The following is a 24,152-nucleotide window of genomic DNA, read 5'->3' on the forward strand; positions in this document are numbered from 1 at the left end:
ACCTTTTTTATTTTTTTTCTTTAGATGTTTTTATTGCGTCATCAATTTCTTTCAATAGCGCATACTTGTTAATTGTTTTTTGATTTTTTTGTGTATTCATAATTTCTATATAGTCGTCACTTTTTCCACCAAAACGGCGAGCTAGGTTTTCTATGTCACTTGATGTGAGTATTTGTGAGCTTTTTGTAGCTAAATTGTTCATCACAACCTTTGTAAGCGTAATATTTATTTTTATTAAAAGTGGACAATATTTGGCTATTATATATAGAATAGCGGGTAAAACTAGTAAAAAAGTATTTTTTTGAGGGCTTTTTAAGTGCATAACTTTAACATAACGGGTTTAGAGCCGGCTGCAAAAGAGTTAAAATCGGCTTCAAGTTATGCTGTTTTAGCGCCTTTAGACAATTTTGTAGTTGAATTTGCTTTACATGCAATTAACCAAAATTGCGCAAACGATATTTACATTGTTTCTCAAGACGTTGAATCTTTTTTTGAGTCGTCATTTTCTGCAGCAATTAATACTGCGTACAAACGTAGTAAAGTTCATCCATTTTCTCTCTCATCTGAGACACAGCATTACTCAATAGAGCGAATAAACAAAGGTATAATTAAAGAGATAGGCGCGTATAAAAAATTAAAAAATGCGCTAGTGTTTATTCACTTCAATACAGAGCTACTTAGTGCAGCAACCGAAGCTAGCACAAAAGCAATAATGAACGATTACAGTGAGTTTGCAAAAAAAACAGGGGTTACCTTATTATTTTTGTTATCTGGTCCAGAAGTAACACACTATCGATTTTTAATAAGGCAGCTTAATAAATCTTTTGATGGATTAATTTTTGTAGATAATGATTCCGCTACCCGCGTTTTAGAGTACGATTATTGGCATCACACTACGGGTGTATTTGCTGATATGCAGTTTCAACTTTCGCTTGAAGATAATCAGTTTTTGGTACAAGAGGGAACTGTAAACGATCTAAAAGTATTCAATGGCTCGCATTTTCCAGATGAGGACGATGTTTGGTTAGTGCAAAGCGCGGTACCAATCGGTACAAAATTGCCTACGCATTATTATACCGCAAAAGACAATAATGAGCTGTTTGACAAAGGCCCCAAATTAAAAGCGGCAACATTGGTGTTTGCTGTTACGCGTTACACAGATTTAGTACTGCTTGGTAAACAGTGCTTTGAACTCAGAAAAAGCTGCGGTCGTTGGTTGAAATTGGTAGTACAAAATGTTGATGGCGTTATTCGCCATCAAGATGAATGTTTATTTTTAACTTTAGGCGTTAACCTTATTTTGTATAGCTTTTCTGAACCTTCGCGATTATTATCTCAAATTCAATCTATTCAAGGGTTTCAATTTTCTAGACCGTTACCGCCATCTGTCGAGCACGTTCTGAAATATACTGAAAATACGTTTTCTAAAGGCTATTTACCTTTTGATGAATTTACGCGCCAAGTAGAGGTTCATAGTGACTCGGCTGTTAATCTGGGTGTTAGCGGCGTGTTGGTTAAGCTTGAGTTACTACCCCGCATAGAGCCCATTCACCCTTTACACTTGTTTCATATTAAGCGTGAAGGGGATGTATTTAGCCTTGCAAATAACACCGTGTATTTGTACTTGCATGCGTGTAGAGAGAACGACGTAAATAATGCAATTAAGCATTTATTCAAGCTACAAACGAGTGACTTTTTTGTGCAGCAAAATGTTATTTCAGATCATTTTCATATACAGCAAGAATGTAAGCAATTAAGGCGGCTTTATAGCGGTAAACATGTTACTGATTATTCTAAACAGTTAACAGAGAATGATAGCTATAAGTTTGAACCCGGTGTGTCAAAAGGGATTACTGAGTCGTTAGACACACCTGAGTTTACAAATGATGCGCGCCCCGATGCTGTGTCATTTGTAATGAGATTAAAGGCTTAACCAATGAGTATTAATCAGCTTTTTATTACCGTTATTTTGGCAATTATAGTCGGTATTGTGCTTTGTATGTCGGCAACTCAAATATTGGCCAGAGTAAAAACATATTATTACAAGCTTACTTTTAAACACGAAGTACTTGAACCTTATACACCGAATAAAAAAAAGAAGGATGAGCAGTGAAATTATCAGGTTTAGGAGCGTGGAATCTTTATTTCTTAGCTAAATTTGCCTTGTTTTATTACGGCGCAATTGATTTTAATGTATTAACCAATGCTGCCCTTGCAGCACTTTTAGCAATCAAATTTAATAAATCGACTTTTGAAAAGTTAAAACATGTACTTGGTGGTATTTTTGCGATTATCATACTTTACCAAGACTCTTGGTTGCCGCCAATAAATAGGCTGACAAAGCAAGCTGGTAATGTTCAAGATTTCAGCTTTGGTTATTTTTTTGAACTTTTAGCACGTGTAATCAGTGTAGATATGCTATTGGCATTATTCGTTATTACCGTGTGTTTTTGGTATACATCTCAGTGGTTACGTTTTACAACAATTACAATTGTTGGGCTGCTTTTGATTGGATGGCAAGGAGAGGGTGAACAACCAGGCACAGTAGTAAATGCCAAATCTACAAATACAACAATTAGAAATGAGCCTACTAATCAAGCACAAGTCATTACTCGCGAAAGCCAAACGCCTGACCAAAAATTGTCAGACTTTTATCAACAACAAAGCCATTTAATTAGCCATTTTCCTTCGCAAGTTAATGGCGAACTGTTCGATGTCATCGTTTTAAATATTTGTTCAATGGCGATTGATGATTTGAACGCTATTGGCGTTAGTGTTGAAGACATGTTTAATGATTTTGATGTGGTGTTTTCAGATTTTAACTCAGCAACATCATACAGTGGGCCTGCAGCTATAAGGCTTTTACGCGCAAGTTGTGGGCAAACAAGCCAAACGGCTTTATTTAGTGATGCACCAGAGCAATGTTATCTATTTAAAAACTTAGAAAAATTAGGGTATCAAAGCAGCGTTGTGATGAACCACGATGGCCACTTCGATGACTTTAAAGGTTTGGTTAATCGCTTTGGTGGCCTAAACGATAAACCACTTAATATTGATTCGCTTCCAGTAGCGCAATACGGTTTTGACGACAGTCCTATTTATTCTGACGGTGCAGTGCTAGATAGTTGGCTTAAAAATGAAGCGCAAGATTGTGAGCCGTGTGCAATGTATTACAACACAACAAGCCTTCACGATGGTAACCAGCTGGCCAATAAAAAACGCATGAACAGCCTTGAAAGTTACCCAATCAGGCACGCTAATTTATTATCTGATATTAATCGTTTTATTCAAAACCTTGAAAAGCGCGGCCGTAATGTCATGTTAATGGTAGTACCCGAACATGGTGCAGCATTAAAAGGTGACAAGGTACAGTTTGCTGGCCTTCGTGAAATACCAAGCCCTACTATTGTATCTGTACCAGCTGCTATAAAATTTATTGGCCCAGACGTTAAAAGTTATTCGCAAATTATGATTAACGAATCGACTAGTTACTTTGCCTTATCTGAAATTGTTGCAAAAACACTTGAGACAAATGTTTTTGGGGGTAATAACAGCATTGCCAATTTAGTTGAAAACTTGCCAAAAGCACCAAAAGTTGCTGAAAATGCCGGCACAATCATGATGTATGTTAATAAACGACCTTACATACAACTTGATGGCGAAGAATGGTCTGCTTACCCTCAAGGTTAAAAGTAATTTAGCTACGCAGCAGGCTAGCTCTGCTGTGTAGCGTGTTTATGTTGTTATTCTTATGTGTTAATTAAAACGCAGACTTGTCCAAAAATGTTTACAATAAGCTACCTTATCAAAGCGACTTAGCGTATTATTCGGCTAATTTAGTTTTTCCTGCTTTGAGGATGTATGCGTCTAGATATTCACTGTGCTGATAGGATCGGTATAGCCCAAGAAATCCTTAATATTTTAGTTAACTACAGTGTTGATTTAAAAGGTATTGAGGTCGATTCTGTCAATTGCCGTATGTATGTGAGCTTTCCAGAAATAGAGTTTGAGCAGTTTCAAAAGATTATGCCATCGATACGTTTAATCGACGGCGTACATGACGTGCGTACCACTGCGTTTTTACCATCTGAGCGTGAACACAACGAATTAAATACTTTGCTACGTGCATTGCCTGATGGTGTTATCTCTATTGATGCTAAAGGTTGGGTACGCTTATGCAACGATGCAGCATGTAAGGACTTACAGTTAATTGAAAAAGAAGTTATTGGTGCAAATATTAATAACTTACTTAAAGGGTTTAACTTTACGCGTTGGCTAGAAGGTAAAGAAGTGCTTGGGCAAACCACGCGCGTTGAAGTGGCGGGTGAAGATTTTATTGCAGACATTTTACCAATTGCCGTGCCACAAGGCAGTGAAGGCGATGTTTTAGCGGGTGCGGTTATTAACATTAAATCGCAAAGCCGCTTAGGGCAGCAGGTCAGTGCATTTAGACGCTACGGGCAAGAAAGCTTTGCTACTATTCATAACTTTAGTACGGCAATGCGCCGAGTTGTGCGCGAAGCACGCAAAATGGCGCAACTAGAAGCCCCTATTTTGATTACTGGCGAAACTGGCACTGGTAAAGAGTTATTAGCTCGCGCGTGTCATTACGCATCTAATCGCTCTGTTAAGCCTTTTATTGCGCTATCGTGTGCTTCACTTCCTGATGATGTTGCTGAGTCTGAATTATTTGGTTATGCCGGGTACGAAGAAAACGCAGCGCCAAAGCGTGGTGTATTAGAGCAAGCTGATGGTGGAACTGTATTTTTAGATGAAGTTGGCGAAATGTCGACTCAACTACAAACTAAGTTACTGCGTTTTTTACAAGATGGTACGTTTAGAAAAGTAGGCGATGAGAACGAAGTTAAAGTAAATGTTCGTATTGTAGCTGCTACTCAAAAAGACTTACCTGCAATGGTACAAGAAGGGGTTTTTAGAGAAGACTTATATTACCGTATAAACGTGCTTACTTTAGAAATAGCGCCACTAAGAGATAGAAAAGCAGATGTAGGACCACTTGCAGAGCATTTTATTCAAAAATATGCGCAACAAAATGGTCATGCAATTCCTGTTTTATCACAAGAGTGTTTAAGCTTTTTACAAGAGTATCCCTGGCCTGGAAATGTACGTCAGCTGGAAAATGCAATTTACCGTGCAGTGTCGTTACTAGATGATAGCGAGCTTCGCGTAGAGCATTTGCAGTTACCAACTTTTACTCATGATTTAGGGTATTTAGAGTCTGATTTTGAAGGCTCACTAGATCAAGCTGTTAAACGTTTTGAAGCGACTTTACTTCGCAAACTCTACCCTGCTTACCCAAGCTCACGTCAGTTAGCTAAGCGATTGGGCCTAAGTCACACCGCTGTAGCTAATAAGTTACGTGATTACGGGATTAATCGAAAAACAGTAAAAGTGTAATTGGCCTAAATAAATTAAAATATGGGGACTAATTTTTAGTGCCCATATTTTTTGTTACCCCATCAATTGCAATCGTCTCAATACCTTCTTCGTTAAAGTTCATTACGATACTGGCGTTATTACGAGTGAAAAAATAGCTACGGCCATTTAGCTCAATAACATAGTCACCTTTTACGGGATCGCTAAACTGCTGCTTTTTTAAAGTGACTGTATGTTCGCCAATTTGCCATTCAAACTCTTCAATAAACCCATTATTAAATTCTTGAACCCATACTTGGCTGTCATCTTTTGAAAGCGTGATAGCGACAGAATAAGAGCTAGGAATTTGCTCCATATTGTAACTTTTAGATCCAATAGTGAATTTCTCAGCTTTTTGCTGCCATTCAAAACCAAATTTAAATTCTTTAACTACACCGGTAGGGTAAGTTACTGAGCCTTTACCTGGTAACGAAAAATCGGCAAAAGCATTGTAGCTAGGGACTAATAGGGCCAGTGCAGCGATAATTTTTAGTTTTGATTTCATTAGTTATCTTTTTTATTGTAATAATGATTTAAGATTAAAGTAGAATATTCGTCTTCGCAAGGGGCTATGCTACACTCGAATAAATTTAACTGGTAAGACCTTTTTTGTGAACTTATATATTCGACTTTTATTATTATTTTTCAAAATTAAACGCAATAAGCAATATCAAAATCTACTTGATACAGTAGATATTGATTACAAAGCTTTGCCGACTGATTGTGATATTAATTTACATTTAACAAACTCACGCTACCTTGCGATGATGGATTTATCTCGCACGTGGATGACGGAGCGTGTTGGCTTACTAAAGCAAATAATGAAGCGTCGTTGGTTTCCGATTGTTAACGCAACTGCTATTACTTATATCCGCGATATTAAACCTATGCAGCGATATACAATAAGTACTAAGTTAGTTGGTTGGGATCATAAATACTTTTATATTGAGCAAAAGTTTCACTCAGAGCGAGGCTTACATGCTATTGCTTATGTACGCGGTGTATTTAAAAGTAAAAAGGGTATTATAAGTATTGAAGAAATGCTTGAAGTTGCTGGTTTTGATGGGCAAACACCTATATTGCCAAGTGAAGTAATGCACTGGAAAGAAATGTTAGAGCAGAAAAAGTTAAGTAACCTGCCAAATCGCTAATACCCTACAAATGAGAAAAAAGGCCTTTCGGCCTTTTAACACACATTGTAATTGGGTAACTATGTACTACTTCATATATGCTTTAAAAGCTGTACCTAACACCAAACATAGCCACAACAGGGTCAAGCTCAACAGTTGATGTAAGCGATTTTGCACCATTAGCATAAACAGTGGCATCGGTATCAATATCCATAATTGATACCATAGCGTGTAAACCCCAGTTTTTATCAATTTTATAGTTAGCACCTACCTGAGCCACAAAGCCAAACGAATCATCTAACTTTACTTCTACATCGTCTGTTCCTAGTGTTGCTTTAAGTGCTTGAGAGGGTTGCTCATCAAAAAATGTAGTGTAGTTTATGCCTACGCCTATAAAAGGTCTTAGCGCATAGCTTGTATCTAAAAAGTGGTATTGTGCAACCAATGACGGTGGAAGTTGTTTTATATCTGCAATTTTGTTGCCTGCTAAGCCGTCTGCGCCATTTACATCGTGTGAAAACGGTGTTGCTGCTATCAGCTCTAACACCCATTGATCGTTAAATGCATAATCTACGGTGATACCTAGTTGAGTATCTGAATCACCTTTAAGGCCTAGCGTAGGTGCTTCATTAATCGCTGAGCTACTGTTATCAGGGTTTACGTTAATAGCGCCAACATTTACGCTAAAGTTAGCGTGTGCAGCTGGAGAGAGTGCTAATAAAGAGGTTAATAATGCGATGCTAATTTGAGTTTTCATGTTGTTCTCCAAGAACTACTGTTTGATTGGCGCTATTATTACCGAGCAATAAATATGAAAACCTGTTCTAGATCAAAGTTTAAAAAGCATTTGAAGCTTATAAAATATTTTATTGATTTAGATTAATTTTAGTGTCGTTATGCTTTTGTAAAGATTGACATATTTATTTAATTAACAGTCACATGAATATATTAAGGCAGGCACTGCCTTGCCATAATCTCGTGTTTAACCAAGGGCCTTAATAAACAAGAAAATATGTTTTTAGCAGGGTTCAAAAAATAATTAAAACAGCCGACACTTAAAAAAGTATTGGAAGACTTAAATGCGATTGAGTCGGTTTGTATAATGAAATATAAACCGAGTATTTTATAATACATAAAATACTCGGTGCACTGACTTTACTTATCAATAGTTATTCTAAATAACGTTTAGCTTTGTTTTCTTTCACACTTTTAAGATCGACTAATACCAATCCATCAATACAATTATTAAAATCGGGATCAATGCTAAAGCTTAAAAATTGTACACCGCCAGGGTTGCAAAGCTCAGTATATTGTTTAAATAAAGTAGGGACTTGAGCGCCCATATTAGCTAACACATGTTTTAACTCTACAAAATCTTCTTTAACATCGTTTCCATTAAAAAGAATATTGCATTGAGTTAGCTGTTGCTCAGTTAATTTAAGCTCATTATTAGGCGTAGCTAGTTCTATACTGCTTTTATAATAATGTTGATAGTAATAAACGAGCATGGCTTTGGCTTGCTCAGGTAGAGCGTTGGACACGCTTACAGCCCCAAATAAATATCTATACTGTGGGTAGTTTTTTATAAAAGCACCAATACCGTACCATAAATAGTCGAGACTCTTACGTCCCCAATACTTAGGTTGTACAAAACTTCTACCAAGCTCAATACCTCGGTGCAGATAGGGCGTCATAGCGTCGGTGTAAGAAAATAAACTATCGGTATATAAACCTTCACGTCCATGCTTTTGTATTATCTGTTGTGCGCAGGCTAATCGATAAGCACCTACTAGCTCTAGTTGCATAGGGTCCCACAGTACAAGGTGTTGGTAATCCATATCATATTTATCTATATCACGACGCTTACCACTTCCTTCACCTACTGCTCTAAATGCAATTTCTCTGAGGCGTCCTAGCTCTCTAAAAATAGGTGAACTACCTACATATTGATATAAATGAATGTGCATGCCATCGTGTGTCTTACCCAGAAGCTGACATTGCTCAATTGCTCTTTTTAGTTCTTTTCTACACTCGGGCACAGCAATAGGTGTTTGTGTTTTTAGCGGCAGTGTTTTTTTAGTTGTAAGCCTATAAAGCTGCTTACGGATGAGGTTTACAATTTCTTTATCTTTAAGGTTTTCTATCAAGTAGGACTCAGGAGGGATAGAAGCACCAATTTCAAACTCTAAAGATTTTTTGCGCTGCTTAAACATTTCTGTCACTAATAATAAACTTGCCAAAGGTTTATAAATCATTGATGTACCATAAAAAAGCGGACTATTTTTGGCTTTAATAAAAATAGGTAAAATGGGGCAGTTGGCTTTTTTTGCCATACGTAAAAAACCGCTATTCCATTTGCAATCCTTAATACCGGTTGGTCCTAGGCGCGACACTTCCCCTGCTGGAAATATAAGTAAGGCACCTCCACCTTTTAAATGGTTTTGTATATTACTAAGCTCTTGCTTTTTACTCATACCAGATAAGTTATCAACAGGGAGTAAAAGAGAATGCATTGCGCTGACCGACATTAACATGCGGTTTGCGACTACTTTTAAATTCTGCCTTACTGTAGAGAGTACTTTGATAAGTGCTAAAGCATCTAGTGAACCAATAGGGTGGTTAGCAACAATAACAAGTTTACCCTCGCTAGGAATATGTTCTATCTGCTTAGGTTTATAGCGCGTATCAAAATTGAGTTCATCAAGTACTTGCTCAACAAATTCTAATCCTTGTAGGTGAGGGTAGGTATTACCAAAGGTGATAAACTCTTGTTCATGTAATAAGTAACCTAAGCCCTTTTTTACTAAACCTTTTACTTTTGGAGAGTTCTCTAGTTGTGGTAAGTTTGCTGCAATTACTTTATCAACACTTATCATATTAACCTCATATTCCGTTTGGTCTATTCGCTATACATGTAAGATTAAAAAAAGGGTGTGACAGTTACTTTGCAGTAGTGTGACTTTTTAAAGTACTAAATTATAAACTGTGAATTGCTAGGAGAATTTATGTCGGTATTGGTGGCTATAACGGGGCGCAACAACGAAAAGCTAATAACGAAGTTACAAGAGCGATTACCAAATACATTGATAGAGCAATGGCCTGATTGCAAAAACGCAAATAATGTGGATTTTGTACTTGCGTGGAATGCTCCTGAGTCTCTGTGGCCGCAGCTGCCTAACTTAAAAGCTGTGTCGTCATTTGGTGCAGGCGTAGACAGTATCGATTTAACATTATTACCTGAACATGTCGAAGTAGTACGTATTGTTGACATGCAACTTGCTGAAGATATGGCGGAATATGTACTTACACATGTCTTAGCTCAAAAATTACGCTTAAAAGAGTATTACACTAAACAAACACAGCAAACATGGAAGCCAAAACGAGCTTTTAGTAATAAACATGTTGGTATACTTGGATTTGGCGAATTAGGTAAAGCATGTGCGCAAAAACTTGTAACTAATGGTTTTAAAGTAAGTGCCTGGGCGCAAAGTAATAAAAGCGCGGCTAATGTCGAAATTTTTTATGGCGAGGAAGGCCTCAATAGTATGCTTTCTGATGTTGACTATCTTGTATGTCTATTACCCCTTACGCAAGCAACGACAGGCATTATTAATCACTCAATGCTCGCTAAGCTACCTTCACATGCTGTTGTTATTAATGTAGCACGTGGTGCTCATGTGGTTGAGCAAGATTTATTAAATGCATTAAATAACGATAGCTTACGCGCTGCTACCTTGGATGTTTTTGACCAAGAACCTTTAACGCAGAATCACCCTTACTGGGGAAATCCCAAAATAACACTTACACCACATTGTGCAGCGCTATCTGATTTAAATAGCGTTATAGACCAAATAGCCGATAATATTGAACGTTTGAATATGGGCTTAGCACTCAATAATTCAGTGGATAGAACTAAAGGTTATTAGCTGATAGCTAATTAGTTTAAAAAACAGCTTGTTAACATTTGTAATTTTCATTAGTGTAAAAGATATTCTCACTAATAAAAATATAAAGAGGGTGTTATGAAATCCAGTCAAAGTGGGGCTAAATTAAGCCTCGTTGTTATTTCAATTATCGTGCTAGGTGTTTCAGCTTGGTTTAATCAGGCTAACGCTGAAGATAGTCCATCTAAAACACAAACCCAAAGTGAATTAACAATAGCAGATTAACCTAGCTTATTAGGTATTTTCAGTTTTCGTCTTTCTTCTCGTTTCACTCAACAGTACATGCACAGCACCATTATTGCAGTGGTGCTTTAGTGGCGCTTAATACTGTCCTGATCTAACGTGTTTCTAATATTTTAAAAATTCGCAACAAAAAAGCCCAGCAATGCTGGGCTATTAAATATTCTAAGGAAAAGTTGTTAACTTTGGGTTACATTAAATTGCCCAAATGTATAAACTTTAAACAGGTAAAAAGTGTTGATCAACACTAAACTCATATTTGAAATAACGCTCGACGACATAAGATCTAGGCTAAATGATAAGAATAATAAACCACATGCACTAATGGCGGCAACGCGCAGCAGTGTTATCTGGTTAATAAAGAATGCACCTAAACCTAGTGCAAGTAGTGTAGTATTTAAAAGCCAATCTAGCTCATTTAGCATGGTCGTTTCAATAGTTCAGTTGTTGAAAAAAGGAGCGCCATTATGTTGATCTTTTGCACACCTTTCAACCAAGTAATTTTAAATTTTCAGATTAGTTTTTTTAATGCTAAAAGTAACTGCCAATTGCCGAAAACAAACCATTGTCAGCAATTACTTGATACTTCTGACAGCTCTGTGGTTTTTGTAAATCACTGCATAAATAAAGGGATTCACGGCTAGAATCATAGTTGGGGTGCAAGTTGGAATCAATTAAAGTAGCTCCGTAACCTAAAAGTCCAGGCCAGTAAACACTCTCACTTACCATCCCTAATTTTTTATAGGTGAGCAAGGTTGGTTTTGGAAAAGCTAAAATTATTACAATAACAATGGCCAGAGATATAAATAGCCCCTTTTTTGACTTTGTTTTTTGGCTAGTGCCATTGTTTATGTTTGTTTTTTCCTCTGCGGGTATAGAGCGCTGAGTAGGGCGTTGCGGCTTTCTTTTTTGCGCTGTTTTTTTTCTTGTTGGTGCTTTACCTAGCAACGACTGTTTATTTGGGGTTTTAGACATAAAGCAAATCTGGCCTTTTTTCCGTAGGTCTCTATAATTAAATGAGCAAATTTATATACTAAGCTAATTATTATGATAACTTAAAGTTAGCTTATAGCCTACGAGGAATAAAGATGAATACGCAGCTATCAATTTTAATTGTAGATGACGTTAGCACAGTGCGTAGTTTTTTGAGCCAAACGCTCATGCACTTAGGGATAGATAACGTAAAGGAAGCATCTACTGCCTCACAATGTATTAGTGAGTGCCAGGCTGCAAATTATAATATCATTTTTTTAGACATAGAACTGCCGGACGGCGATGGCAAAGATTTGATTGCGCAAATCAATGAATTAAGCCCTGAGACAAATGTAGTAATGGTATCTGCACATTCAGGTATTGAAAATGTTAAGGATGCAATTGATAAAGGCGCTAAAGGATTTGTAGTGAAGCCGTTTACACCTAAAAAAATAGCGGCAATGCTTAAGAAGTTTTATCCAGACTTGGAAAATGTATGACACCAATCTGTTTAAATATTTATGTCGACTGTTATTAAAGTACGAGATTAAATCTTAGATAAAAAAAAACCGGCAAAAGCCGGTTTTTTATATTCTATCAAAAACAAATTATAGAGCTTTAATCTTAGCTGCTATACGGCTCTTATGACGAGCTGCTTTGTTTTTGTGAATTAGACCCTTAGTTGCGTAACGGTCTAGGATAGGTGTAGCAACAGAAAAAGCTTGCTGTGCAGCTTCTTTATCGCCCGCTTCAATAGCAACAATTACTTTTTTGAAGTAAGTGCGCATCATTGAACGACGGCTTGCGTTATGCTGACGGTTTTTTTCGCTTGTGATAGCGCGTTTTTTTGCAGACTTGATGTTAGCCAAGGTTTGCTCCTAACAATCTTAAAATAAAGCTTAAATTAAAGGCCGTGGAATATGCCTGTTTCTATCATGGATGTCAATTTAAATTTAACAATCCAAGAAAAACTGCACCATATAACGAGCATCAATTTGCCGCTTTAGCAGTTAATATAGACATTGTAACAAAGCACAGACCCCCAGCCTAGTGCTTTAAAGCGATTTATAAAAAAGACTGTGGCATAATCGCCTATCTTGAGGATTTTTGAGTAGGTTTAAGGTGTCAAAAGGTTTATTTCGCTCTGGTATGATTGTTAGTTGTATGACTATGATATCGCGTATTTTAGGGCTCGTTCGAGATGCTGTCGTTGCCAATTTATTAGGCGCAAGTGCAGCGGCTGATGTTTTTTTATTTGCTAACCGTATTCCTAATTTTTTACGCCGTTTATTTGCAGAAGGTGCCTTCGCACAAGCATTCGTACCTGTGCTAAGTGAAATTAAAGAACAGCAAGGCGACGACAAGGTCAGACTTTTTGTTGCACAAGCAGCAGGCACATTAGGAACCATTTTACTAATTGTCACTATTATAGGTGTTGTTGCTTCTCCTGTTATTGCAGCATTATTTGGGACCGGTTGGTTTATTGAGTGGTGGCAAGGAGGGGCCGATGGTGAAAAATTTGTTTTAGCCAGTAGTTTACTTAAGCTCACTTTCCCTTATTTATTTTTTGTAAGCCTTGTTGCGCTCAGTGGGGCGGTGATGAATGTTTATAATCGTTTTGCTGTGGCTGCATTTACGCCAGTTTTACTTAATATTTCGATTATAGCCTGTGCCATATTCTTACATGATAAATTTTCAGTCGGTGCCTATGCACTCGCTATCGGTGTATTTGTAGGTGGTGTCGTGCAGTTATTGTTTCAATTACCGTTTTTATATCGCGCAAAAATGCTAAGCCGTCCGCGCTGGGCTTGGCAGGACGACAATGTAAAAAAAGTCCGCAAGTTAATGTTACCGGCGCTGTTTGGGGTATCGATCAGTCAAATTAACCTACTCCTCGATACGATGATCGCCTCCTTGTTAATGACCGGGTCGATTGCTTGGTTATATTACTCTGATCGGTTAATCGAATTTCCACTGGGGTTATTTGGTATTGGTATTGCTACGGTGATTTTGCCGGCATTATCAAAATTACACAGCAGCAAAAAAAGCAGTGATTTTCAGCATACCTTAGATTGGGGGGTGCGCTTTGTTATTTTTTTAGGCCTACCGGCAATGGTAGGTCTAATGATCATCAGCCCACTTATTATTACTGTGTTGTTCGACCACGGTGCATTTAAAGAAGACAGTATTGATCATGTCAAAGCTGTAAGCTTAGGCGTAGTCGCATATTCGGTCGGTCTTGTAAGCTTTATGCTAATAAAAGTACTCGCTCCTGGCTTTTATGCTCGTCAAGATACAAAAACACCGGTGCGTATTGGTATTATTACCTTAGTACTTAATATGGTGTTTAACATTATGCTGGCTCCTTTCATTGGTTATTTAGGGTTGGCACTTGCTACTTCGTTATCGGCTAGCTGCAATGCATTTTTATTATACAGACAGCTTAAAAAAGAAAATGTATACCAGTTCTCATCAATGAGTATGCGTTTTACACTTAAATGTGTTGTTGCAAGTATTGTTATGGGAGCTGTCACATGGTTTGTGAGCAGTTACTATTATTGGGCTACATGGGCCTTTACACAGCAAGTAATATTATTAGTAGCGCTAGTGGCTTTGGCAGGTATTAGCTACTTTGCAATGCTATTTGTGATGGGCGTTAGACTAAATACGATAAAAAGTGTAGCAATTACTGAATCAAACTAAAAAAAAGATTATAATCGGCAACTCTGCGGCTTTAATCATTTTTTAGCCGTAATTAATAGCTCGCTAAACAAGGCATTAGGTGGCATGGAGTTAATTAGAGGTATACACAATATTCGCCCACACCATTTTGGTTGTGTGTTAACTATTGGTAATTTTGACGGCGTTCATTTAGGCCACGCAGAAGTACTAAAAGGTTTACTTAGCGATGCTAAAGCGCATAGTTTGCCTAGCACTGTAATGCTGTTTGAACCCCAGCCACAAGAGTTTTTTGCTAAAAACAATGCCCCTGCACGGTTAACGCGCTTACGAGATAAGTTACGTTTATTGAGTGATTTAGGTATTGAGCGAGTTATTTGCATTAGCTTTAATCAGCAATTTGCAAACATGCATGCTGAGCAATTCGTTAATGAGATTTTGATTAAAAAGTTAGGTGTTAAAGCACTTACTGTTGGTGATGATTTTAAGTTTGGAAAGCAACGCCAAGGTAACTTTCACTTACTTGCTAGCATGGGTAAGCAAGCTGGCATGGATGTAAAAAGCACCGCGAGCTTTCGTCAATTAAATGCTAGAGTAAGCAGCACTTTAATACGAGATGCTTTAGCATCCGGTGACTTAGCGAGTGCTAAAATAATGCTTGGTCACGATTATGCTATTTCTGGGCGTGTTATACATGGCTGGAAAAGAGGACGTGAACTCGGTTTTAGAACGGCAAATATTGCCCTAAAACGCCAAGTGTGTCCTGTCAACGGAGTGTTTGCAGTGCAAGCAACGATTGCAGGAAAACAGATTTTTGGAGTTGCAAATGTAGGTAATAAGCCGACATTTAATGGAACTCGTGCATTATTAGAAGTTCACCTTTTTGATTTTGCACAGGATATTTACGGACAATTTATGCATGTGGAGTTAATAGAAAAACTTCGCGATGAGAAAAAATTCGAGACATTAACACAATTAACGGCGCAAATAGCAACTGATGTTGCTGCCGCTAAGCAGTGTTTTGGTTTAAATCAGGTAGCCGATAGAGACGGAATGTAGGATAAATGAGCGACTATAAACATACTTTGAACTTACCGGAAACACCGTTTCCAATGCGTGGCAATTTGGCACAACGTGAACCAAAAATGCTTAAAGCATGGTATGAGGACGACCTTTATGGTCAAATTCGCAGCGCTAAGAAAGGTAAAAAAACCTTTATTTTGCATGACGGCCCTCCGTATGCAAATGGCGATATCCATTTAGGCCACTCAGTTAATAAAATATTAAAAGATATTATTGTTAAGTCTAAAACATTATCTGACTTTGATTCACCATTAGTTCCAGGTTGGGATTGTCATGGTTTACCAATCGAGTTAATGGTTGAGAAAAAAGTAGGCAAGCCGGGTGTAAAAGTTACTGCGAGTGAGTTTCGTGAAAAATGCCGTGCATACGCTAAAAAACAAGTTGAAGGTCAAAAAGTTGATTTTAAACGTTTAGGCGTATTTGCAGATTGGGATAAGCCATATTTAACAATGAACTTTGACTTTGAAGCGAATGCAATTCGTGTGCTTGGTCGTATTATTGAAAAAGGTCATTTGCATAAAGGCGCAAAGCCTGTGCATTGGTGTACAGACTGTGGCTCTGCATTAGCAGAAGCAGAAGTTGAATACCAAGATAAGCAGTCTCCAGCAATAGATGTGCGTTTTACATTTGTTGATCAAGATGCTGTTGTTAGTGCCTTTGATCTGGCTGATGGTCATAAAGGTGAAGGCAGTGTTGGTACTGTTATTTGGACAACAACACCGTGGACGCTTCCTGCAAACCGCGCTGTGGCTGTGCATGCCGATTTAGAGTATGCGTTAGTACAGGTTGAAGATGAAGGCGTACAACAACGTCTAATTTTAGGTTCTGAGCTTGTTAAAGATGCTATTGACCGTTTTGGTTTTAATCACTTTCACGTACTAGGGTATGTAAAAGGTGCAGCGCTTGAAAACTTGCAAGTAGCCCATCCTTTTTATGATTTTAATGTACCAGTGATTGTTGCAGAACACGTAACTACTGATTCAGGTACTGGTGTTGTACATACCGCCCCAGGCCATGGTCAAGAAGATTTCGTGGCTGGTTTAAATTACAACCTTGAAGTGGCTAACCCTGTTGGTGCAAATGGTGTTTATTTACCAGATACCGAACTTTTTGCAGGTCAGCACGTATTTAAGGCAAATGCGAGCGTAATTGAAGTATTAAAAGAGCGTGGTGCGCTTATGCATCACCATGCGCTTACGCATAGTTACCCACATTGTTGGCGCCACAAAACACCAATCATTTTCCGTGCTACACCCCAGTGGTTTGTAAGTATGGATCAGGCTAACTTACGTCAAGATTCTCTTGCTGAGATTAAAAACACGCAGTGGTTACCAGAGTGGGGTGAAAGCCGTATTTCTAACATGGTTGAAAGCCGCCCAGATTGGTGTATTTCTCGCCAGCGTACTTGGGGCGTTCCTATTGCATTGTTCGTTGATAAAGACACCGGTGCACTTCACCCAAATACACAAGAGTTAATTGCTCAAGCAGCAGAGCTTGTTGAAAAGTCTGGTATACAAGCATGGTACGATTTAGAACCAGCTACTTTACTTGGTGAAGAAGACGCCAAGCAATACATGAAAGTGCAAGATACGCTAGATGTATGGTTTGACTCAGGTGTGTCACACGCTTGTGTAGTAGATGCACGTGAAGACCTGGTTGGTCCAGCTGACTTATACCTTGAAGGTTCTGATCAGCACCGTGGTTGGTTTATGTCATCAATGATGACATCTGTTGCTATTAATGGTCATGCGCCATACCGCCAAGTATTGACTCATGGTTTTACTGTTGATGAAAACGGCCGCAAAATGTCTAAGTCACTAGGTAATGTTATTTCACCACAAAATGTGATGAATAAACTAGGTGCTGACATTCTACGTTTGTGGGTGGCTTCTACCGATTACACGGCAGAAATGACTGTGTCGGATGAAATATTTAAACGCTCAGCCGATCGTTACCGCCGTATTCGTAACACCAGCCGTTACTTGCTTGCTAACCTAAATGGTTTTAACCCAGAAACAGATCAAGTAGCTGTTGATGATATGGTTGAGCTTGATAAGTGGATTGTTGGTCGCGCAGCTCAGTTGCAAGACGAGATTTTAGCCGCATACGACAGCTACCAAATGCTATTAGTAACTCAAAAGCTAATGAACTTCTGTACGGGTGAGCTTGGCTCGTTCTATTTAGATGTTATTAAAGATCGTCAATATACAGCTAAGAGTGATAGCCATGCACGTCGTTCTTGTCAAACTGCGCTTTATCATATTGCAGAAGCAATGACGCGTTGGATGGCACCTATTATGAGCTTTACCGCACAAGAAATTTGGGAAGCGTTACCGGGTGAGCGTAGTGACTACGTATTTACATCAGTTTGGTATGATGGCTTACAAGCACCAACAAATAGCCAATTTAGTAACGATGATTGGTTAGAGATTTTAACTGTACGTGACGAAGTAAACCGCTTATTAGAAGCTGCACGTAAAGAAGAAGTCATTGGTGCAACACTTCAAGCAACGGTGAATTTATTTACGGGTAAAGAGCTTGCCGCTAAATTAAACGCGCTTGGTGATGAACTGCGTTTTGTATTGTTAACATCAGCCGTGAATGTTACTGAAGTTGATAGCCAGCCTGTAGATACACAAGCTACCGAGATTGAAGGTTTGTTCATTAGCGTTGCTGCAACAGATGCTGCTAAATGTGAGCGTTGTTGGCATTACAGCGAAGATGTAGGCGTTGAGCCTGCTCATCCTGAAATTTGTGGTCGTTGTGTAAGTAATGTTGACGGCGAAGGTGAAAAGCGTCAATTCGCTTAGGAGTTATTCTTAGTGAGCAAACTAGCCCAAAAAAGTGGTTTAGTGTGGCTTTGGTTGAGTCTATTACTTTTAGTAATAGACTTTGCCAGTAAAACACTTGTTGTAGGGACTATGGCTTATCAAGAGTCTATAAACTTACTCCCTGTTTTTAGTATTACTTATGTACATAACTATGGTGCTGCTTATAGCTTTTTAAGTGAAGCGGGTGGTTGGCAGCGTTGGTTTTTAAGTACAATTGCCGTTGCTATTAGTGCTTTGCTTGTATGGTGGCTAAAACGCTTACCTGCTACAAATAAAGTACTATGCGGTGCTTATGCATTGGTACTTGCTGGCGCTATTGGTAATTTATACGATCGTATTGCGTATGGTTATGTAATCGACTTTATTCACGTTTTTTATAAAGACTCACATTTTCCTGTATTCAATATTGCCGATTGCGCTATTTGTATTGGCGCAGCATTATTGTTATTTGATGCCTTCACCGGCGAGAGTCCAAAGGAGCATAAAGCATGAGCCAAGCTGTAATTGGTGAAAACTCGCAAGTTATTTTCCATTTTTCTATTAAATTAGAAGATGGCTCTGCCGCTGATTCTACCAAGGTGCACAACAAACCTGCTAAATTAACAATGGGTGATGGCAGCTTAACGGCAAACTTCGAAAAGTGTTTATTAGGTTTAACTGCAGGCGAAAGTAAAACGTTTGAATTAGAACCTGAAGATGCTTTTGGTCAACCAAACCCAGATAATATTTACTACGTTGACCGTAGTAAGTTTGGTCCAGAAACACCAGCTAAGGTAGGTGCAATTATTGCGTTTACTCAACCTGATGGCACTGAGCTTCCTGGTTTAGTTCGCGAAGTGCAAGGTGAGTCGGTAACGATTGATTTTAATCACCCTTTATCTGGCCAGCGTTTAACCTTTGAAGTTGATATTATTGAGGTGGAAGGTTAATGGAAATATTACTAGCTAATCCTCGCGGCTTTTGCGCTGGTGTTGACCGTGCTATTAGTATTGTTGAGCGCGCTTTAGATATTTTTGAAAAGCCAATTTATGTTCGCCACGAAGTAGTACATAACCGCTATGTGGTTGATGGACTAAAAAGCCGTGGTGCGGTATTCGTTGAAGAACTTGATCAAGTACCTGACGACAGTATTGTTATTTTTAGCGCACATGGCGTATCGCAAGCGGTTCGCAGCGAGGCTAAACGTCGTGATTTAAAAGTATTTGATGCAACGTGTCCGCTTGTAACTAAAGTGCATATGGAAGTTACACGTGCGAGTCGCAAAGGTATTGAGTGTATTTTAATTGGACATCATGGTCACCCTGAAGTAGAGGGAACAATGGGACAATATGATAACTCAGACGGTGGTATTTATCTTGTTGAAACCGTTGATGATGTTGTTGCGCTTAATGTAAAAAATGCTGAAAATCTTTTTTACTGTAGTCAAACGACTTTATCAGTTGATGATACTGCTGATGTTATTGATGCACTACGCAATAAGTTTCCATCAATTGACGGACCTCGTAAAGATGATATTTGTTATGCAACGCAAAATCGTCAGGATGCTGTTCGTGACTTAGCTGACAAAGTTGATGTGCTATTAGTTGTTGGCGCTAAAAACAGCTCTAACTCTAATCGCTTACGTGAACTTGCAGATAAAATGGGCACTGTTGCTTATTTAATTGATGACGCAACTGATGTGCAAGAGCAGTGGGTTTCAGGTTCTAAATCAGTGGGTGTAACTGCGGGTGCATCTGCGCCAGAAGTGCTTGTACAACAAGTTATAAGCCGATTAAAAGATCTTGGTGGTACGCAGGTTGTTGAAAACCCAGGCGAAGAAGAGAATATTGTATTTGCTGTTCCTGTAGAGCTACGTTAATTTAAAATTTAGATTATAGGAGAGTCGTTATGAGCAAGTCACTAAAAAATGATGGTTTGCTTTTTTCGGCTCTTTTTAATGAGCGAGGCGTATTAGCTTCGCTTATCGTTTCTCAAGTTATTGCTATTGTTTTAGCCTTTGCACCCAATGTAGAAGGCGATATTTGGCTTCGACTTGGGATCATTAGTTTATTTTTACATTTAATTGTTTTAGTCGGTACCTCTTCTTTATACTTTTGTAGATTTTTCTTACAAACGCGCACTCAAACTTTTCAATTAAGTTTGTTTTTTATCTTTTTTTTATTATCTACATGCATTTTTAGTATTTTATTTTCCCATTTTGCTTTTGATATAGATGATACAGATAACTTAATTTATTTCACACTTCGCAATTGCATTATAGTGGCTTTGCTGGCGGCTTTATTCGTCCAATTTTTATTAATTCATTTTGAGAAAGAGCAGCAAACTAAAGCGCTTTCTCGAGCTGAGCTTGATGCCTTGCAAGCTAGAATACGTCCTCATTTTTTATATAATAGTTTAAACACTGCTGCAGAGCTTACTCATCATGATGCCGATGCGGCAGAGCAGGCTATTTTAGCATTAGCCGCCTTATCGCAGGCTGCAATGCACTCAGGAAAAAATGTATCTCTTGACGATGAAATAACGCTGAGTAAGCAATATATAGCACTTGAAACATGGCGTTTCGGTAATCGCTTAAGCGTTGATTGGCAAATACCCAATGAACTACCTGCATTGAGTATTCCTTGTTTAACACTGCAGCCATTAATTGAAAATGCAGTATGCCACGGTGTTGAAACAAGTGAGCATGGTGCAGAAATAAAAGTAGAGCTACATATTACTACCGGCTATATAACCATGATTGTTTCTAACCCAATAACAATTTCTAATGCTCAAACTAGGCCTAATAACGGCATGGCGCTTGAAAATATTCGCCAGCGATTAAATATTTATTATAAAAATAAAGCGCAGCTAACAATTACTAATAAAAATGATGTGTTTAGGGTCAAGGTTGTGATCCCTAAGTTAATTGAGGGCAGTGTATGAACGTACTCATTGTTGATGATGAACCTCTTGCGAGATCGCGCTTAATTCGTTTGTTGGCACATGATAAAAGCATAGTTGTACAAGGCGAGGCAAGTAATGGTAATGAAGCCCTAGTACTGGCTAAAAAGCAAACGCCGGATTTGATTTTTTTAGATGTTGATATGCCTGGTATGAATGGTTTACAAGTTGCTAATGAGCTCAATAGTTTAACTCTACCTCCTGCTATTGTTTTTATAACTGCTCACCCTGAGCATGCCTTCGATGCTTTACAATTAAGCGCTGCAGGCTATTTAGTTAAACCTATTTCAGAGCAATCATTGCAAAAGGTGCTTAAGCAAGTTGGGCGCTTAAATAAAGTACATATTCAAAAACAACAAAATGCAAAAATCTCTTATCAGCTAGCTGGTACTCTACGCAGTGTTGATATAAATGATGTTTTGTATTTTAGTGCCGAAGAAAAGTATACCAAAATGATATTCTGTGGTGGAGAAGCTTTACTTGAACAAAGTCTAAAACAATTAGAGTTACAATATCCTACACATATTTTGCGAATTCATCGCAATACATTGGTTAATAAACAAAAAGTAATTGCTTTGCATTCAAAAGCGAATGGCAATCATATGATTGAGCTACAAGGGTGCAGTGAGTTATTGCCAGTGAGCCGCCGTGAGCTTAAATTAGTAAAAAATTCGCTTTAGGCTTACCTTGCAATTAACCTCCCCTTGATTTAAATACATTTGAGTCTTAATTATCAACGGTGTTATTGAATAAACAGGTTTAATTAACCGTTTATCAACAAATATAACCGCTTGTCTTAGTCCTCATTGATTCCTCAAATAAATAACATAAACTTAAAATCAGATAATTTTTATTTGGTTTTATTATGCAATCACCTCACGTAAAAGTGCAAAGAGGCTTCACTCTGATTGAAGTGCTAATTGCATTTATTATTCTTAGTTTTGGCCTTTTAGGCGCAGTTGCTTTGCAAGCAAAAGCAAAGCAAGCAAGTTTTGATTCTATGCAGCGTGCTGCTGCAGTTGCACTTGGTAATGATATTGTGCAGCGTATCCGTGCTAACGATACCCCGCAAATAGCTAGCCTATATACCCAAACATTTAATAGCGAAGCCTTAACTAAAACCTCACAGACGTGTTTTACAAGCACTTGTAGCGCAGCGCAAGTTGCAGCCCTAGACCTTGAGCAATGGAAAAGAGCTATAAAAGCAAGGGAAAACACAGGCTCTTTAGATGACGCAACTGTATGTATTGCGGCTACTGCAGTTGCAGGTACAGGTGGTAAAGCATTTAATTTAGAGGTCGTTGTATCTTGGCAAGGGCGTCAAGAGTTTAATGCAAATGATGCTACTGGCGCTATAAAGTGTGGAACGGCTGATAAAAAGCGCCGTTTAGTTGTTTTAACTAGTTATATTTACCTTAGGAGCTAACATGAAGCAAAAAGGTTTTACACTTGTAGAAATGATGATTTCATTATTTATTGGTGGGTTAATTTTAGGCGGCGTTATGTTTACCTATATAGGTATGAAAGTAACCACTAAAGATACGATGACTATTGGTGAACTTCAAGAATCAGGACGCCTTGCAATTAACATAATGCAACGTGATATTGAGCAAATTGGCTTTTGGGGCACTTATTATGATGATTCTTTTACTTCGGTAAACACAGAAGCATTATCAAACCCGCTAAATGACTGTTTCGAAGGACTAAATAACGGTAGTTTTCCTGATTTGGCAACTGCGAGTAACTTTAGAACTATTTATGCGAAGGTTGCAGATGCTTCAAAAGAACTAAACTGCGTAACGAGTCCAGTAAAAGGTACCGATATTATTCAGTTAAAGTTTTTACAAGGTGATCAATTAACTGAAGCTGAGACTCAAACGAGTGAAAACTATTTCATAGCGGAGCAAGAGAGAGCTCAATTCAAGCGAGGTGAAATTACAGGAAGTTCTGTTAATGCCTCTATTTGGCCGTATAGCCATCATGTTTATTATATTTCAGAGCAAACATATAAAGTAAATAACAAGAACCTAACTGTACCTGCATTAATGAGAAAGCGCTTAGTTGGTGGAAATATCACCACAGAAACTATTATGGAAGGTGTCGAAAACATGCGGTTTGTTTTTGGTCTCGATACAAACAGCGACAATCGTGTAGATACATACCGAAGTATTAAAAGTATGGAGCACACTGATTGGGAAAATCGAAAGGGTATTTTAACAGTACAGGTATTTTTATTAATACGCGCATTGGAGCCAGACCCTGGGGTTAAAATTAAAAACCAAACTTACATATTAGGTGAAGATGAAAACAAGCGTGAATTGAAATTCACAGATAGTTTCAGACGCACAGTGTTTACCACGACTATTCGATTAAATAATGTTGGATCAAATTTATGGCGTATTTAAAACAATCACAGAAAAAGCAGCAGGGTGTAGTACTGATCACTGCTCTAATAATGGTAATTGCAGTGACGGGTATAGCGGTGACTCTTATGAGCAGTAGTAGTATTGATATTAAAATTACCAATGCAGCGCAAGAGCGTGAAGTGGCCGAAAATGAACTTATTGGCGAAGTACAGCGCATGATTTCTGATGAAGCAAATAAAGGTGCGAATAATCAGTTTTTTTTGAGTCCAGATGAAGTCACTTCGATTGCAGCCTCTGATAAAGAAGGCATGGTGATCGCAACACATGATGGTATGCAAAGCAAAATGGTTAATCTAAACAAAGGTGCGCTTGACCTAGAGTGTCCTCGACGCTTTAATTTTACTGCAGGTATATCGTGCAATATGTTACAGGTCGCCACTACGATAGAATATGGCTCTAAAAGTAAGCATGAACTAACCATTGTTACAGGTGTAGCACAAGAAATGGCTAGCGTAAGTAAGGGGATTTAAG

26 protein-coding genes are annotated in these 24,152 nt (G+C 38.2%); 19 read left to right on the forward strand and 7 right to left on the reverse strand.

Translation table 11 applies throughout. The annotated features are described in order from the left end of the window. Positions 1-7: 7 nt before the first annotated feature. Positions 8-202 carry a BcsR/BcsP family cellulose biosynthesis protein gene (gene bcsR / locus H5089_RS15260; RefSeq protein ID WP_058429545.1) on the reverse strand — a complete coding sequence of 65 codons (195 nt, stop codon included), beginning with the start codon at positions 200-202 and terminating at the stop codon, positions 8-10. Positions 203-316: 114 nt separating this feature from the next. Between bcsR and bcsE the strand changes: the two genes are divergently transcribed. The 4 genes from bcsE to tyrR all read left to right on the forward strand — a co-directional run bounded on the left by bcsE (position 317) and on the right by tyrR (position 5,418). Next, complete coding sequence (gene bcsE / locus H5089_RS15265) at positions 317-1,933, forward strand: cellulose biosynthesis protein BcsE (protein ID WP_182694360.1); 1,617 nt, start codon at positions 317-319, stop codon at positions 1,931-1,933. 3 nt (positions 1,934-1,936) lie between these two features. Further along, on the forward strand, positions 1,937-2,113 hold the full coding sequence (locus H5089_RS15270) for a hypothetical protein (RefSeq protein WP_006791404.1): 177 nt from the start codon (positions 1,937-1,939) through the stop codon (positions 2,111-2,113). Continuing rightward, positions 2,110-3,690 (forward strand): cellulose biosynthesis protein BcsG, encoded by a 1,581-nt coding sequence (gene bcsG, locus H5089_RS15275; protein ID WP_182712582.1) that lies wholly within the window; start codon positions 2,110-2,112, stop codon positions 3,688-3,690. Before H5089_RS15270 ends, bcsG begins: the two co-directional genes overlap by 4 nt. Before the next feature lie 171 nt (positions 3,691-3,861). Continuing rightward, positions 3,862-5,418 carry a transcriptional regulator TyrR gene (gene tyrR / locus H5089_RS15280; protein WP_002958215.1) on the forward strand — a complete coding sequence of 519 codons (1,557 nt, stop codon included), beginning with the start codon at positions 3,862-3,864 and terminating at the stop codon, positions 5,416-5,418. Positions 5,419-5,446: 28 nt separating this feature from the next. Here the strand turns inward: tyrR and H5089_RS15285 are convergent, their stop codons facing one another. After that, positions 5,447-5,941, reverse strand: a complete 495-nt coding sequence (locus H5089_RS15285) for a hypothetical protein (RefSeq protein WP_024596632.1) — start codon at positions 5,939-5,941, stop codon at positions 5,447-5,449. Between the two features lie 106 nt (positions 5,942-6,047). Here H5089_RS15285 and H5089_RS15290 point away from each other — a divergent pair, with 106 nt between their 5' ends. Continuing rightward, positions 6,048-6,587, forward strand: a complete 540-nt coding sequence (locus H5089_RS15290) for a thioesterase family protein (protein WP_024596631.1) — start codon at positions 6,048-6,050, stop codon at positions 6,585-6,587. Positions 6,588-6,669: 82 nt separating this feature from the next. Here H5089_RS15290 and H5089_RS15295 read toward each other — a convergent pair whose 3' ends face one another. Both H5089_RS15295 and H5089_RS15300 read right to left on the reverse strand, forming a co-directional pair. Then, on the reverse strand, positions 6,670-7,323 hold the full coding sequence (locus H5089_RS15295; RefSeq protein ID WP_182712583.1) for an OmpW family protein: 654 nt from the start codon (positions 7,321-7,323) through the stop codon (positions 6,670-6,672). Positions 7,324-7,735: 412 nt separating this feature from the next. After that, positions 7,736-9,442 carry a lysophospholipid acyltransferase family protein gene (locus H5089_RS15300; protein WP_182712584.1) on the reverse strand — a complete coding sequence of 569 codons (1,707 nt, stop codon included), beginning with the start codon at positions 9,440-9,442 and terminating at the stop codon, positions 7,736-7,738. A 129-nt stretch (positions 9,443-9,571) separates the two neighbouring features. Here H5089_RS15300 and H5089_RS15305 point away from each other — a divergent pair, with 129 nt between their 5' ends. Next, complete coding sequence (locus tag H5089_RS15305) at positions 9,572-10,492, forward strand: glyoxylate/hydroxypyruvate reductase A (RefSeq protein ID WP_182712585.1); 921 nt, start codon at positions 9,572-9,574, stop codon at positions 10,490-10,492. 96 nt (positions 10,493-10,588) lie between these two features. Beyond that, positions 10,589-10,735: a hypothetical protein gene (locus H5089_RS15310; RefSeq protein ID WP_002958221.1), complete on the forward strand. Its 147-nt coding sequence runs from the start codon at positions 10,589-10,591 to the stop codon at positions 10,733-10,735. Between the two features lie 194 nt (positions 10,736-10,929). On the opposite strand, the gene H5089_RS15315 is transcribed toward H5089_RS15310, so the two are convergent. After that, complete coding sequence (locus tag H5089_RS15315; RefSeq protein ID WP_002958222.1) at positions 10,930-11,175, reverse strand: hypothetical protein; 246 nt, start codon at positions 11,173-11,175, stop codon at positions 10,930-10,932. A 106-nt stretch (positions 11,176-11,281) separates the two neighbouring features. After that, positions 11,282-11,725, reverse strand: a complete 444-nt coding sequence (locus H5089_RS15320; protein ID WP_024603734.1) for a hypothetical protein — start codon at positions 11,723-11,725, stop codon at positions 11,282-11,284. Between the two features lie 113 nt (positions 11,726-11,838). Between H5089_RS15320 and H5089_RS15325 the strand changes: the two genes are divergently transcribed. Next, positions 11,839-12,222, forward strand: a complete 384-nt coding sequence (locus H5089_RS15325; protein WP_002958224.1) for a response regulator — start codon at positions 11,839-11,841, stop codon at positions 12,220-12,222. 108 nt (positions 12,223-12,330) lie between these two features. Here the strand turns inward: H5089_RS15325 and rpsT are convergent, their stop codons facing one another. Further along, positions 12,331-12,591 (reverse strand): 30S ribosomal protein S20, encoded by a 261-nt coding sequence (gene rpsT / locus H5089_RS15330; RefSeq protein WP_002958225.1) that lies wholly within the window; start codon positions 12,589-12,591, stop codon positions 12,331-12,333. 295 nt (positions 12,592-12,886) lie between these two features. On the opposite strand from rpsT, the gene murJ reads away from it, so the two are divergent. The 11 genes from murJ to H5089_RS15385 all read left to right on the forward strand — a co-directional run bounded on the left by murJ (position 12,887) and on the right by H5089_RS15385 (position 24,151). Then, positions 12,887-14,425, forward strand: a complete 1,539-nt coding sequence (gene murJ, locus H5089_RS15335) for a murein biosynthesis integral membrane protein MurJ (RefSeq protein ID WP_404936391.1) — start codon at positions 12,887-12,889, stop codon at positions 14,423-14,425. A gap of 84 nt (positions 14,426-14,509) precedes the next feature. Next, positions 14,510-15,460: a bifunctional riboflavin kinase/FAD synthetase gene (ribF, locus tag H5089_RS15340; RefSeq protein ID WP_024596625.1), complete on the forward strand. Its 951-nt coding sequence runs from the start codon at positions 14,510-14,512 to the stop codon at positions 15,458-15,460. Between the two features lie 5 nt (positions 15,461-15,465). Next, the gene (ileS, locus tag H5089_RS15345; protein WP_182712586.1) at positions 15,466-18,294 is read left to right on the forward strand and encodes an isoleucine--tRNA ligase; all 2,829 of its coding nucleotides are present in this window, start codon (positions 15,466-15,468) and stop codon (positions 18,292-18,294) included. A 12-nt stretch (positions 18,295-18,306) separates the two neighbouring features. Further along, complete coding sequence (lspA, locus tag H5089_RS15350; RefSeq protein ID WP_182712587.1) at positions 18,307-18,807, forward strand: signal peptidase II; 501 nt, start codon at positions 18,307-18,309, stop codon at positions 18,805-18,807. Next, positions 18,804-19,244: an FKBP-type peptidyl-prolyl cis-trans isomerase gene (fkpB, locus tag H5089_RS15355; protein ID WP_002958231.1), complete on the forward strand. Its 441-nt coding sequence runs from the start codon at positions 18,804-18,806 to the stop codon at positions 19,242-19,244. Before lspA ends, fkpB begins: the two co-directional genes overlap by 4 nt. Beyond that, a complete protein-coding gene (gene ispH, locus H5089_RS15360; protein ID WP_002958232.1) occupies positions 19,244-20,173 on the forward strand; it encodes a 4-hydroxy-3-methylbut-2-enyl diphosphate reductase in 930 nt (309 codons plus the stop codon). Before fkpB ends, ispH begins: the two co-directional genes overlap by 1 nt. A 29-nt stretch (positions 20,174-20,202) precedes the next feature. After that, entirely contained in the window at positions 20,203-21,237 is a 1,035-nt protein-coding gene (locus tag H5089_RS15365; RefSeq protein ID WP_182696010.1) for a sensor histidine kinase, read from the forward strand. Beyond that, positions 21,234-21,935 carry a LytTR family DNA-binding domain-containing protein gene (locus H5089_RS15370; RefSeq protein ID WP_149603008.1) on the forward strand — a complete coding sequence of 234 codons (702 nt, stop codon included), beginning with the start codon at positions 21,234-21,236 and terminating at the stop codon, positions 21,933-21,935. Before H5089_RS15365 ends, H5089_RS15370 begins: the two co-directional genes overlap by 4 nt. 185 nt (positions 21,936-22,120) lie before the next feature. Then, a complete protein-coding gene (gene pilV, locus H5089_RS15375; RefSeq protein WP_182712588.1) occupies positions 22,121-22,681 on the forward strand; it encodes a type IV pilus modification protein PilV in 561 nt (186 codons plus the stop codon). Position 22,682: 1 nt separating this feature from the next. Further along, complete coding sequence (locus H5089_RS15380) at positions 22,683-23,660, forward strand: PilW family protein (RefSeq protein ID WP_182712589.1); 978 nt, start codon at positions 22,683-22,685, stop codon at positions 23,658-23,660. Continuing rightward, complete coding sequence (locus tag H5089_RS15385) at positions 23,648-24,151, forward strand: pilus assembly protein PilX (protein WP_165723619.1); 504 nt, start codon at positions 23,648-23,650, stop codon at positions 24,149-24,151. The genes H5089_RS15380 and H5089_RS15385 overlap by 13 nt, the downstream gene beginning before the upstream one ends. Position 24,152 lies beyond the last annotated feature (1 nt).

It is taken from the genome of Pseudoalteromonas sp. SR45-1, assembly GCF_014163655.1.
Lineage (GTDB): Bacteria > Pseudomonadota > Gammaproteobacteria > Enterobacterales > Alteromonadaceae > Pseudoalteromonas > Pseudoalteromonas distincta.

Bases quoted from the DNA above. Each gene is read 5' to 3' on its own strand.
- H5089_RS15310 (WP_002958221.1), top strand. From the start codon at position 10,589: ATGAAATCCAGTCAAAGTGGGGCTAAATTAAGCCTCGTTGTTATTTCA.
- H5089_RS15380 (WP_182712589.1), top strand. From the start codon at position 22,683: ATGAAGCAAAAAGGTTTTACACTTGTAGAAATGATGATTTCATTATTT.
- pilV (WP_182712588.1), top strand. From the start codon at position 22,121: ATGCAATCACCTCACGTAAAAGTGCAAAGAGGCTTCACTCTGATTGAA.
- ispH (WP_002958232.1), top strand. From the start codon at position 19,244: ATGGAAATATTACTAGCTAATCCTCGCGGCTTTTGCGCTGGTGTTGAC.
- H5089_RS15365 (WP_182696010.1), top strand. From the start codon at position 20,203: ATGAGCAAGTCACTAAAAAATGATGGTTTGCTTTTTTCGGCTCTTTTT.
- H5089_RS15385 (WP_165723619.1), top strand. From the start codon at position 23,648: ATGGCGTATTTAAAACAATCACAGAAAAAGCAGCAGGGTGTAGTACTG.
- H5089_RS15370 (WP_149603008.1), top strand. From the start codon at position 21,234: ATGAACGTACTCATTGTTGATGATGAACCTCTTGCGAGATCGCGCTTA.
- ileS (WP_182712586.1), top strand. From the start codon at position 15,466: ATGAGCGACTATAAACATACTTTGAACTTACCGGAAACACCGTTTCCA.
- murJ (WP_404936391.1), top strand. From the start codon at position 12,887: ATGACTATGATATCGCGTATTTTAGGGCTCGTTCGAGATGCTGTCGTT.
- H5089_RS15325 (WP_002958224.1), top strand. From the start codon at position 11,839: ATGAATACGCAGCTATCAATTTTAATTGTAGATGACGTTAGCACAGTG.
- H5089_RS15320 (WP_024603734.1), bottom strand. From the start codon at position 11,725: ATGTCTAAAACCCCAAATAAACAGTCGTTGCTAGGTAAAGCACCAACA.
- ribF (WP_024596625.1), top strand. From the start codon at position 14,510: ATGGAGTTAATTAGAGGTATACACAATATTCGCCCACACCATTTTGGT.
- H5089_RS15305 (WP_182712585.1), top strand. From the start codon at position 9,572: ATGTCGGTATTGGTGGCTATAACGGGGCGCAACAACGAAAAGCTAATA.
- fkpB (WP_002958231.1), top strand. From the start codon at position 18,804: ATGAGCCAAGCTGTAATTGGTGAAAACTCGCAAGTTATTTTCCATTTT.
- H5089_RS15295 (WP_182712583.1), bottom strand. From the start codon at position 7,323: ATGAAAACTCAAATTAGCATCGCATTATTAACCTCTTTATTAGCACTC.
- tyrR (WP_002958215.1), top strand. From the start codon at position 3,862: ATGCGTCTAGATATTCACTGTGCTGATAGGATCGGTATAGCCCAAGAA.
- H5089_RS15285 (WP_024596632.1), bottom strand. From the start codon at position 5,941: ATGAAATCAAAACTAAAAATTATCGCTGCACTGGCCCTATTAGTCCCT.
- H5089_RS15315 (WP_002958222.1), bottom strand. From the start codon at position 11,175: ATGCTAAATGAGCTAGATTGGCTTTTAAATACTACACTACTTGCACTA.
- H5089_RS15270 (WP_006791404.1), top strand. From the start codon at position 1,937: ATGAGTATTAATCAGCTTTTTATTACCGTTATTTTGGCAATTATAGTC.
- bcsR (WP_058429545.1), bottom strand. From the start codon at position 202: ATGAACAATTTAGCTACAAAAAGCTCACAAATACTCACATCAAGTGAC.
- H5089_RS15300 (WP_182712584.1), bottom strand. From the start codon at position 9,442: ATGATAAGTGTTGATAAAGTAATTGCAGCAAACTTACCACAACTAGAG.